Origin of the sequence: Flectobacillus sp. (assembly GCF_049240685.1) — a bacterium.
Lineage (GTDB): Bacteria > Bacteroidota > Bacteroidia > Cytophagales > Spirosomataceae > Flectobacillus.
The window spans coordinates 24,706-36,220 of the sequence record NZ_JBMLSD010000235.1; the positions used below are offsets into that span (position 1 = coordinate 24,706).

Consider the following 11,515-nt stretch of genomic DNA (forward strand, 5'->3'; position numbering starts at 1 on the left):
GGTCTAGTAGCTTGAATAACAGGCAATTTATCATCCCTCTTAATATTTAGTGTATGAACAAGTTTTCTCTTTCCTTATGTTTTTTGTTATGCTTTCATTCTAGGGTATTTTCTCAAACAGACTGTACCAATATTGGCTTCGAACTTGGAAGTATTTCAGGATGGACGCTAAGTAATGGTACGCTAACGGATGATGGAACAAAAGCTGTATATGGCACTGAAACGTCTGGCGCTAACTATAAAATCGTGAATATAGGAGAAGGGTATGATGCCAATATAACCCAAGACAAAATTCCTGTAGTATCAGGTAGCAATTATGCCATTCGCTTGGGAAGCAATACTGAAGGTGGAAGTTATCACCGTCTGAAGACCTCATTTATGGTAACAGCCGATAATGCGCTGTTTCAGTACAAGTTTGCCGTTATGCTTGCAAATGACAAACAGGGACATGCCGATTTTCAAAAACCAGGATTTAACATTCAAATAACAGACCAAAACGGAAATCAACTAGCCTGTAGTTACTATGATGTACAACTTTCAACTACGGGTTCTACGGCCACCTTCAAATCTCAAACTTATACCAACGGAACCATCGAATATAAAGATTGGACAACAGGTGCTATCAATTTAACAAAATATATAGGTCAGCGCATCAATATCCAAGTAACTGCACATGGATGCACCCGTAAAACACACTTTGGTTATGCTTATTTTGACGCGCAATGTTTGAAGGCAGAAATTAAAGCAAATGCTGTTTGTCCAGACGAAAACGGTTTTATGACATTCTCGGCTCCAGAGGGCTTTGCTCAATACACTTGGAATACTGGTGCCACTACTTCAAGTATTACGGTAAAACCTACCCTAGGTGACAAATTTTGGGTTAAATTATTACCATTGGCCAGCTTGGATGCATCATGTGAGCTACAACTGCAATATCAACTCAGCTATCAGCATGTATTTAATTCGATAGACTCAACTATCTGTGAAGGTGAATCAGTTGCCATTGATAACAAAACCTACAAGTCAACAGGTGTTTATACTATTAATATCAGTCGGCAAGGTATCTGCGATAGTACCATTACACTCAAGCTCAAAGTGAAAGCCCTCACCAGATATAGCAATGTGGTTAGTCTTTGTTCAGGAAAAACACTTCATGTTGGTAGCAAAACCTACAATAGTACAGGTATTTATGTAGATACCCTCCAACGAGCGGGCCAGTGTGATAGTATCGTGACCAATTATTTAACCATTGTGGAGGTAGATATTTCTGTAGAACAATCTGATTTTAATTTGGTCACAGGCGATAAAGCATTCTTAAAAACCATAGCACATTCAATTGGAAACTACCAATACACTTGGGTTCCATCTACTGATTTATCTTGTGCAACTTGTTCAGAAACATGGGTAACGCCAAATCAAAGTCGGCAATACAAAATCTTTATCATAAGTAAAGAAAATACGGCTTGCCAAGATACCGAAACAGTAAATATATCGGTTCGAAGGTGCGATATCGTACTTTTACCAGATGCATTTTCTCCTAATCAGGATAACTACAATGATTATTATTTTGCAAATACCAGTGGTTGTGTGAAGCAAATCAAAAGTATGAAAATTTATAATCGTTGGGGAGAACTAATCTTTTGGAAAGAGAACCTATCTCCTACCGACCCGACAAGTGGCTGGGATGGAACTTACAGAGGAGTTTTAGCGGAGGTAGGAAGTTATGCCTATCAATTAGAAGTAGAACTTGATAATGGGCATATCAATCACCAATCTGGAGCATTTGTATTAATAAGGTGACTATTTCAGGTAAGAACAACTATGTGAAGAATTAAAGTAAGAAATTCTAAATTTTAAGGTTAGGGTTATTCTCTAAATTTTCATAAAAAAGGGGTCGGAATCTATTTCCCGACCCCTTTTTTGAGGTTATCATGCTAGATTTACTTGGTTTGAGACGCAAGCATTGAGACGCAAGCATTGCGTCTCTACTTGGAAATCTAAATTTTAACATAATCACTCATTCGCTAAATCACTAAATTTGGGATGATTCATACTCAAAAGAATTTATCGACAGAATCTATCATTCTACCAATTAGTCTTTTTATGTCCCCAAGTTGCATAATATGCAATATACAAATACAATGGAATCAAAAGTCCATAAGCTGATTGTGCACCGATGGTATCTGCCAATTTACCGTACACTAGTGGTAAAATAGCGCCACCTGCAATCATCATTACCAATAAGGCCGAACCTAGTTTGGTAAACTTACCAAGTCCATTTATTGCTAATGGCCAAATTGCTGGCCACATAATGGCATTAGACAAGCCCAACAAGGCAATACTTAATACGGAAGTATATCCTGTTGTAAACAATGCTACAAGTGTAATTATTACTCCTAATAAAGATGACAACTTTAACCAAGTTTGTTGTGATACATATTTAGGTATCAATACAATTCCTAACACATAACCTACCAACATCGACCATAAGGTAAATTGACCAAAGTCTTTAGCTTCAGATTCTGGAAAACCTAGTGTAATGCCATAACTGATAATTGTATCTCCCGAAATTACTTCAAGACCTACATAGCTAAACAAAGTTACCAAACCCAAAACCAAATTTGGGAAAGCCCAAATGCTCGTTTTTTCACTTTTCTCTGAAGTATCCCCCTCTTGCTCCTCACTCACCTCTGGTAAACCCTTTGACAGCATAATCAAAATAGCCAAAACAATCAGCACGCCAGTCAAAATCAAATAAGGCACTGTTACTTTATCTAATTCGGTTTCGTTTGATACCGCAACACTTGCAGTGCTACTTGCCAATAACAAGCCTCCCAAAAGTTTTTGACTCATGATACCTGCAATTTTGTTGGCAATCCCCATAATACTAATACGCTGGGCGGCGCTTTCGCGGTCGCCTAAGATAGTCACATAAGGATTAGAGGCCGTTTGCAATAAAGTCAAGCCTATACCAATCACAAATAAGCCCACCAAGAAAAGGATGTATGAGGCCATTTTGGCAGCAGGAACGAAAGTCAATGTACCGATTGCCATTACACCCAAACCTACAGCCATACCTTTTTTGAAACCAATTTTTTTCAAAATTTCTGACGATGGAATCGCCATGACAGTGTAAGAGATGAAAAAGGCAAAAGTCACTAATAATGAGCTCGTATTGTCAAGATTGAATGCTTTTTTGAAAAAGGCGATGAGCGTTCCGTTCACCCACGTGACAAAACCAAAGACGAAAAATAATACCCCAATGATAATCAAAGGGCCTAAGTAATTTTGTTTTTTATTGTTCATAGTTTATACAAGAAAATTGGATATAACGTAATATATTACCGAAAAATATCAATTTTTTATTAATTGAAATATATAACCAAATGATAATCATCCTATTTGTGACTACCTGAAGGATTTTTCTAAGCAAATAAATATGAAAACTTTCAGTAAAATATTATGCAATATACTGATTTTCAGAACAAATTAATATCATTAATATTTATTTACAGTAAATACTCCTAAATATTATATTTGAAAACTATATTCGGTAATTTATTACTACTTATTAATAATAAAATACAAAACCGCAGACTTTCAGCTTTTTATCAGCTTCAACTCTGCGGTTTTGTGTTTTGGTTATATTTTACCTAAAATCAGATTATAAGTTTTTCTCCAAAAAGTTAGTCATCATTGTATAAAGGTGTAAACGCGTGTTTCCACCTGCGATACCATGATTTTTGTTTGGATAATAAAATGACTGAAACTGCTTATTGTTTTTAATTAAAGCATCTTCTAAGGCTACGGCATTTTGGAAATGGACATTGTCGTCGCCCGTTCCATGAACTAGAAGGAAATTTCCTTTCAGATTTTTAGCATGTGTCACAGGCGAATTATCGTCATAACCTGTAGGATTTTCTTGTGGTGTTCTCAAGAAACGTTCGGTATATACCGTATCATAATAACGCCAATTGGTAACTGGAGCTACCGCAATAGCAGCTTTGAAGACATCAGCACCTTGGAATAAGCAGTTAGATGCCATAAAACCACCATACGACCAACCTTGAATCCCTATACGCGTAGCGTCAATAAACGGTAACTTACCAAAATATTTAGCCGCTTCGATTTGATCATGAACCTCGAGTTTTCCTAAGTTCAAATAAGTACATTTCTTAAACTCAGAGCCACGTCCACCCGTACCACGATTATCTACGCAAGCTACAATATAGCCTTTTTGGGCCAAAATCTGATACCAATAAAAGTTTGCTCCATCATATTGATTCAAGACTTGCTGACTACCTGGGCCACCATATACAAACATCAGTAGAGGATATTTTTTGTTAGGGTCAAAATTAGCAGGCTTAATCATCCAAGAATTTAGCTCAACACCATCAGCAGTTTTGATAACGGTAAATTCTTTTGGCGAAATATTATATCCAGTTAAACGAGCACGCAAATCGGCATTATCTTCCAATACTTTGATTAGTTGTGCATTGCCCGAACGATATAAGCTTACTTTTAAAGGACTATTAGAAGCCGAATTATTCAAAATAAAGTATTTGAAGTCTGGACTAAAATTGGCAGTATTCATACCACGCTCCACCGACAGCTTCTTTTTTACTTTGCCATCCAGCGAAATACTGTACAAATGACGTTCGATTGAGGCAATCTCTGTAGAAGTAAAATACAAAGTATTGGTTGATTCATCAATCCCATAAAAATTATCGACCTCCCAGCTACCCGTAGTTATTTTACGAACTTCACGACCCGACATATCGTACTGATATAAGTGCTTATAGCCATCTTTTTCGGAAGACATAATAAAACTCTTACCATCTGCCAAATACGTTAGGTCATCTCCAAAGTTTTCGACATCTACATACGTTCTACTTTCTTCAATCAAAACAATGGTAGTTTTTCCAGTAAATGCATCCGCATGAATCAGCTCCATTTTGTTTTGATGGCGATTCAAGCGACTGATAGATAGAACATTGGCATTGATTGTCCAACGAATACGAGGAATATACAAATCGGTTTCTTTACCCAAATCCATTTTTACTGTTTTTGAATCCACAAGATTATAAACCGAAATGCTTACAGTCGAATTAGGTTCTCCTGCTTTTGGGTATTTATAACGGTAGTCAGTAGGATACAACTTACCCCACATTTGCATGTTGTATTCTGGCACCTTGCTTTCGTCGAAGGTATAAAAAGCAATTTTGCGGCTATCTGGCGACCAAAAAAATGCTTTTGCAAAAGAAAATTCCTCCTCATATACCCAATCGCACATACCATTGATAATATTATTCCATTTACCATCTGTTGTAATTTGACGCTCAGACATGGTGTTCAAATCAACCATAAAAAGGTTGTTTTGGCGTACAAAGGCTATTTTGGTACCATCTGGCGAGAAAGTTGCAAAAGACTGTTTGCCTCCAGCCGATAACTTAACCAATTTTTTGGTCTTAATATCATACACAAAATTTTCGGCACGCGAACTACGACGATAGATTTGCTCAGGATCTGTTTCAATCAAGATTTTTTGTTCGTTGGATGACAAAGTATAGTCGGCAATTGTAATCTTTTGACCGAGGTTTTCGACACTTACCCCTTCATCAAAAAGCGTTTCTACGGCAGCGCCATCAGTCACCTGATGCTTTACAATACGCCCATTTTCTAAGGCTGAATAGAATGAACCATCTTTCATCCAATTGATACTACGAACTTGTTTTTGAGAAAAGGCAAATTTGCTCCAAACTTCGTCAAGGCTCACATTTTTCTTTTGAGCAACTACACTCAGGCTACTGTACATAAGCAAGGCTATTACGGAACAAATGATTAGTTGTGTTTTTTTCACTGTATATAAAAGGTTTCTGTTGTTGATATAAACTTTATGAATTACATAAGTTAGTGGGCAAAATATAATTTAATTTTTGAGCTTACGGCTTTCAGCTTTGGGCATTCGGCAAAAATATACCTATTGTTTTTAAAACACAATCTAACACTTTTTGCCTTGTGCCTGTTGCCTTATGCCTTCAACACAATACTTAAATCTGCCAAATTTAAGTAAAATAGTGCAATTTACTACCCTAGTTCCGACTGGTTTTTGGGCTTTTTCGTCTAAAGATAACAGCCCCAAACTCAGCTTTCTTTCCATATTTCTGCATTCCATCGCAGGAGCTAAGTACTGTCACCAGCTCTATTTCGTTGCGCGAAAACTGCTTGAGTTTTTCCATATCTATTTCTTCATTATCCACAATATAGAGTGGTACTTCAGGCTTTTTGTTTTCACGCATTTGTTTTAGCTCAGATATCACACGAGACATCGTTGCTATTGAATGCTGAAATACTTGTCTGGTATTAATCTTAATCGTATCAACTTTATTTTCATTTCTTTCTGGAGTAGGAAAAGAAGTACTTCCTTGTCCCAAAGTGGTTTCAATAGACACAACACGGTCCAAATCAATTGTTTTGCGATTGGTATGTTCATTCTCAAGTCGATTATCAATCATATAAATCACCGATTGTGCTTCGAGCTTGGCTTTTCGATAAGCTCTAAACTCATCCATATTGGCAAGGACGGTGTCGGATACGATTTTCCACCCACTATCAGGAGATATCCGTTCACTTTCGACAACATTAATTTTGAAGACCAGATTAAATGATTTTTTAGCCTTATGGGTGTTTACTACAACTAATCCTCCCTCAAATCTTGAGCTAAAATAGCGTTTGGCATTTTCAGGAGAATATACCACGATAGATTCGGTTTCGGCTAGATTAATTTGTTGTGCCTTAAAACCAATACTTTGCAGTTGACCATCAATCAGATATCGAGGAGACGTTGAGGTTTTTTCTGAGGTAAGTCCTAAACCATCAAAAAAAGGCTGCTCTACCGAGCAAGTATAGCGAAGCTCTTCTAAAGTCAATTTTTTGAAGGTAACAAAGCTTTCAGGCAAATCGTCCAAATACTGAATTGCTGCCGCTGACAGTGGAACAGGCTTCTTTTGACTCGGTTTTTCCTTTAAATACACATAGTATGTTGCGGTATCGGTTGTATTACCATATACTTGAACATTTGGCATTTTATCAAGATATGATTTATTAGGAAATATCACCTCATTAACTCTAATGATGGCTTCAGGGTGTATCTGCGTTTTATCGAAAACTTGATTTTTGGGAGCAAACCAAGGTATATGACTCATCGTAAATCTAACAGAGGTTAAATCCTCCGCATTGTAATAAACAAGAGAATCAAGAGGAAAATTAAAACGACTCAAAGAAGTTATTGTGTTTTGAGAATAGGCTTTTATCGAAAGAAAAACCAATAGGGTGACTATAGAGAAGTTAGTGCGCATAACTGAGAGACGGGTATGTTAAACTTATCTTTTAATTTACAAAAAATTGATACAATTCTAAAGCGATTTAAGATAAGTAAAAGGAAGTTATTAGAATTAACTCATCATCACAAGGAATACAATCAATATGTGCCGCAGATATAGTATTAATTCTTTCCTGTTACTGATGTGAAGGCTAATTGCCATAAAAAAAGCCACCCATCTAGGTAGCTTCTCTTAAAAAATTAAAAACATTGTTATGAAAATAGATAGTGCCTATTGCATAGCGCCTATTGCATAGCGCCTATCCATACTAATTACCAAATAGAATAATCTCTTTCGACTGCACTACATTACTTTTGTGTAATGCGCGGTCGGTAATCCAAATATCAAAACGAATAGTATCTTTTTTACCAGTTAGATACGGGATACCACTAAAGTTATTATAGTCAAAATTGATTGAAAAGTCGATTGTTCCTTCAATTGGCCCTGGCTTATCGCCTTCTTTGTACCGTTGAAAGTGATTTCCTCCTAGCGGAAAACTTGGGGTTGATTTTAGGAAAGTGCCTTTCTTTTTGACATACAAATCTACGTCAAACGTACGCAAATCGGGCTGAATAAGAATCAGTTTTTTATAGTCATCTTGTGTAAGCCCTAAGTCACCATCTCCATCTTGAAAATTAATCGTTAAAATCAGTGAATCACGTTTGGTTGTATTTCCCAAAAGATCCGATGATGTTTTGGTAATTATATTTGCTGAGTTGAACCCAATCAATGGCACAATATCAAAGGATGGTTCGCTCACGCAACCAAGCATTCCAAAAAGTCCTAATAAGAAAAAAGTAATTTTTTTCATGGGGGCATAAGTTCTTTACAAGGTAAAAATCTATCAAACAGTAATCTGACTGTGATTAAGGGCGTTTGGTATTATCAAAAAAACGATGGCACTCTTGGAACGAAAAAGCCCTTGAAATGTTGTTCTTTCAAAACCAAACTTCTGTAAAGTTAATCATTTGAAGTAATTTTGCACGGAGAATTCCTAAAATCAACATTTCTGTATTTATAGGCTACGTTTAAAGTTGCCCCACAAACCATGCTATCTTCCCAAGCTGACATATTAAAGCAACGAGTTTTGACAGTAAATGAATCTACTTTTGATTCACTAGCAATTGATATTTTTCACTTTCAAGCTAGTCATAATCCTGTTTATCGTCGTTACATTGAACAACTCGGCAAAAAAATAACCGATATTACTACCGTTACCAAAATTCCTTTCTTGCCAATCGAATTTTTCAAATCACATGCTATCATTACTAACCAAGTACCGAGCAAGGTTGTTTTTGAAAGTAGCGGAACCACAGGCTCTCAAACCAGTCGTCATTATGTATATGACCCAGATTTTTATGTAAAGGTTGCAATACAGATATTCGAAAAATTTTATGGGTCTTTGGCAAATTTTCAAATCTTGGCCTTGCTTCCCTCCTATTTGGAGCGCAATAACTCCTCGTTGGTTTATATGGTCAAAAGTTTTATTGAACAAACCAATTCACCATATTCTGGCTTTTTTCTTAACGATTATAAAGGACTTATTGAAAGTCTTAAAAATGCTCATAAGGCAAATCCCAAGCAAAAAATTCTTTTAATTGGGGTGACTTTTGGGCTTTTGGACTTAGCCGAGTCGGGAGAAGATTTTAGTTTCTTAAAAGACTTTGATGATGTTGTCATTATCGAAACGGGCGGTATGAAAGGGCGTCGAAAAGAATTATTACGAGAGGAGGTTCATGAGATATTAACTGCGGCATTTGGTGTACAGAGCATTCATTCAGAATATGGCATGACCGAACTCCTTTCACAAGGATATTCTTATGGAGAAGGCATTTTTGAGCTTCCAGCATCTATGCGTGTGTTGTTGCGTGATGTAAATGACCCTTTCACTCTCGTAGATTCCAGCGTGCGCTCAGGAGGTATTAATGTAATTGACTTGGCCAATATCGACTCGTGTTCATTTATCGAAACCAAAGACTTAGGGAGTTTTTTGCCAGACAGTCGCCGTTTTCGCATCCTAGGCAGATTCGATAATTCAGATATTAGAGGCTGTAATTTGATGACACTTTAAAGTGATGAGTTTTGAGTTAGGAGTGCGGAGTTTCAGACGATTACGGATTTGGGATTTCTGATTTCGGAAATATTGAAAATAACTCAATTTTTGTAAAATATTATTCGAAAATATGGGCTACACTTCCGAAATCCAACATCCGATATCCGAAATAGATATTTTCTCCGCACTCCCAACTCCCAACTCATCACTCCTAAGCATGTGCCTCGAGCCATTCTTCACCATTGTCGTACACTTCTTTTTTCCAGATAGGCACTACTTGCTTGAGCGTATCGATAAGCCACTTGCAGGCCTCAAAAGACGCTGCACGATGAGGAGTTGCTACAGCTATTACTACGGCTACGTCGCCTATCGAAAGTACACCTTTGCGATGTACCATTACAATTTTTTCGGTATTCCAGCGTACTTGAGCTTCATCGGCCAATTCTTGCATTTTTTTGACAGCCATTGCATCGTAAGTTTCAAACTCCAGACGCACCACCGACTTGTCTTTATTATGGTTTCGAACGGTTCCAATAAACACATCTACTGCCCCCGCACGTTCAGACTGTGCAGCGTCAATACATTCTTGAATATTTATAGGAGAATCTGCAATCGCAATCATAGCCTCGTGATATGTGTTTTTTGATGAAAATATCGAAGAACCCTACACTTTCTCAGTGCGTTTTTCTAAAGTAACAAAATCAAAAGCATAAGCATTTTTTTCATCAGGAGAAAAAGACTTACGTTCTTTCTCTATCCAAATGTTTGTATCCAAAATTGGAAAAAAAGCATCGCCTTCAAAATTATGATGCACTTGGGTCAAATATACCGTGTCTGCCATATCCAATGCTAACGCGTAGATTTGAGCGCCACCGATGATAAAAGCCTCTTCTGTTTCTATTTCTTTTGCCTTCTCAACTGCCTCCTCTAAAGAACTCACCAAAAAACAACCCTCAACCTGATAGTGGGTATTGCGAGATATAATGATGGAGGTTCGATTAGGAAGTGGTTTGCCTATAGACTCAAATGTTTTACGACCCATAATAATCACATGACCAGTTGTCAAACGTCTAAACATTTTAAGGTCTTCGGGCAAATGCCAAATTAATTGATTGTCTTTTCCAATCACGCCCTGTTCGGCTGTTGCAACAATTATTGAGAGTTTCAAAGTTTTATTTCTTTAAAATGCCATTCTATTTTTTTGTAAAAATAAGCAATAAATATTCTTCAAATAAAAAGCGCTCAAAGAATGTTAGTCTGGCAAAGGACGAAATAGTGTTTTCTGATAGATATATTATCCATAACTTTAAGCTTCTCTAATCTAAGTAGTAAGACGTTATTAGTTAATTGTCTGATTACTGGACAAAATGAGAAAAGGTATTTAGAATTTTCAATAAATTTTGTAAAAACAGTCTTTAACTGTTAAAAAATGAGTCCAAAACTAAGTCTTGAACTAGTCAACCCAATTTTGTCTAGTAATCAGTAACAATAGATACGTTTTGCCTAAAGACGAGCCTATAAATTTAATTTTATGTAAATACATAAAATTGATAAATTTATATTAAATTTATATGTTATTGCACTGATTGCTTGCCAAATGTTTGTTTTATAAACTAAACAATCAATTGGTGTCTATGACAAAATAAGTTAACGATATTAATATAGGTATAGGCAAAAACGTCAATGGAGATTTCTATTGACGTTTTTTTCGTTTATTACTACCAGTGTCCATTTATGATAAATCGCAGTGTTGGGGTGGAAATTAGTAGATAGCTCTAATTACTGGACAAAAAGAGAAAAGGTATTTAGACTTTTTCAATGAATGTTTAAAAACAGTTTAAAACTGTTAAAAAAATGAGTCCAAGACTAAGTCTTGAACTAGTAACTTCAATTTTGTCCAGTAATCAGTAGATAGATACTGTACTCATCTTAAGAAAGCTATCTTTATGGTAATAGAAGCGAAACTTAGAGTTAAGTTGTGTACTCTAGGCTGTAAGCATTAAGCTAAAAATACTATCATGATTTGCTAAAAAACACTTTTATACTTCTAGCCTAATGCATCATGTGAGTGAATTTGTGCT

Annotated in this window: 8 protein-coding genes; 2 read left to right on the plus strand and 6 right to left on the minus strand. The window is 36.3% G+C overall.

What is annotated here, in order from left to right; all coding sequences use genetic code 11:
- Positions 1 to 53 precede the first annotated feature (53 nt).
- Positions 54 to 1,799 (plus strand): gliding motility-associated C-terminal domain-containing protein, encoded by a 1,746-nt coding sequence (locus tag ACOVQ4_RS10855; protein WP_421820665.1) that lies wholly within the window; start codon positions 54 to 56, stop codon positions 1,797 to 1,799.
- Positions 1,800 to 2,084: 285 nt separating this feature from the next.
- Here the strand turns inward: ACOVQ4_RS10855 and ACOVQ4_RS10860 are convergent, their stop codons facing one another.
- From ACOVQ4_RS10860 to ACOVQ4_RS10875, 4 genes are all read right to left on the minus strand, one after another.
- Positions 2,085 to 3,305, minus strand: a complete 1,221-nt coding sequence (locus ACOVQ4_RS10860; protein WP_421820666.1) for a sugar MFS transporter — start codon at positions 3,303 to 3,305, stop codon at positions 2,085 to 2,087.
- 358 nt (positions 3,306 to 3,663) lie between these two features.
- Positions 3,664 to 5,859: a S9 family peptidase gene (locus tag ACOVQ4_RS10865; RefSeq protein ID WP_421820667.1), complete on the minus strand. Its 2,196-nt coding sequence runs from the start codon at positions 5,857 to 5,859 to the stop codon at positions 3,664 to 3,666.
- Positions 5,860 to 6,091: 232 nt separating this feature from the next.
- Entirely contained in the window at positions 6,092 to 7,357 is a 1,266-nt protein-coding gene (locus ACOVQ4_RS10870) for a hypothetical protein (RefSeq protein WP_421820668.1), read from the minus strand.
- Between the two features lie 292 nt (positions 7,358 to 7,649).
- On the minus strand, positions 7,650 to 8,192 hold the full coding sequence (locus tag ACOVQ4_RS10875; RefSeq protein WP_421820669.1) for a hypothetical protein: 543 nt from the start codon (positions 8,190 to 8,192) through the stop codon (positions 7,650 to 7,652).
- A gap of 237 nt (positions 8,193 to 8,429) precedes the next feature.
- Here ACOVQ4_RS10875 and ACOVQ4_RS10880 point away from each other — a divergent pair, with 237 nt between their 5' ends.
- Positions 8,430 to 9,452 (plus strand): acyl transferase, encoded by a 1,023-nt coding sequence (locus tag ACOVQ4_RS10880; protein WP_421820670.1) that lies wholly within the window; start codon positions 8,430 to 8,432, stop codon positions 9,450 to 9,452.
- 193 nt (positions 9,453 to 9,645) lie between these two features.
- On the opposite strand, the gene ACOVQ4_RS10885 is transcribed toward ACOVQ4_RS10880, so the two are convergent.
- Positions 9,646 to 10,056, minus strand: a complete 411-nt coding sequence (locus ACOVQ4_RS10885) for a molybdenum cofactor biosynthesis protein MoaE (protein ID WP_421820671.1) — start codon at positions 10,054 to 10,056, stop codon at positions 9,646 to 9,648.
- A 42-nt stretch (positions 10,057 to 10,098) separates the two neighbouring features.
- Complete coding sequence (locus ACOVQ4_RS10890) at positions 10,099 to 10,602, minus strand: dihydrofolate reductase (RefSeq protein ID WP_421820672.1); 504 nt, start codon at positions 10,600 to 10,602, stop codon at positions 10,099 to 10,101.
- Between the last annotated feature and the right edge of the window lie 913 nt (positions 10,603 to 11,515).

Coding starts and splice junctions, on each gene's coding strand:
- ACOVQ4_RS10855 (WP_421820665.1), top strand. CDS start 54: ATGAACAAGTTTTCTCTTTCCTTATGTTTTTTGTTATGCTTTCATTCT.
- ACOVQ4_RS10860 (WP_421820666.1), bottom strand. CDS start 3,305: ATGAACAATAAAAAACAAAATTACTTAGGCCCTTTGATTATCATTGGG.
- ACOVQ4_RS10870 (WP_421820668.1), bottom strand. CDS start 7,357: ATGCGCACTAACTTCTCTATAGTCACCCTATTGGTTTTTCTTTCGATA.
- ACOVQ4_RS10875 (WP_421820669.1), bottom strand. CDS start 8,192: ATGAAAAAAATTACTTTTTTCTTATTAGGACTTTTTGGAATGCTTGGT.
- ACOVQ4_RS10880 (WP_421820670.1), top strand. CDS start 8,430: ATGCTATCTTCCCAAGCTGACATATTAAAGCAACGAGTTTTGACAGTA.
- ACOVQ4_RS10885 (WP_421820671.1), bottom strand. CDS start 10,056: ATGATTGCGATTGCAGATTCTCCTATAAATATTCAAGAATGTATTGAC.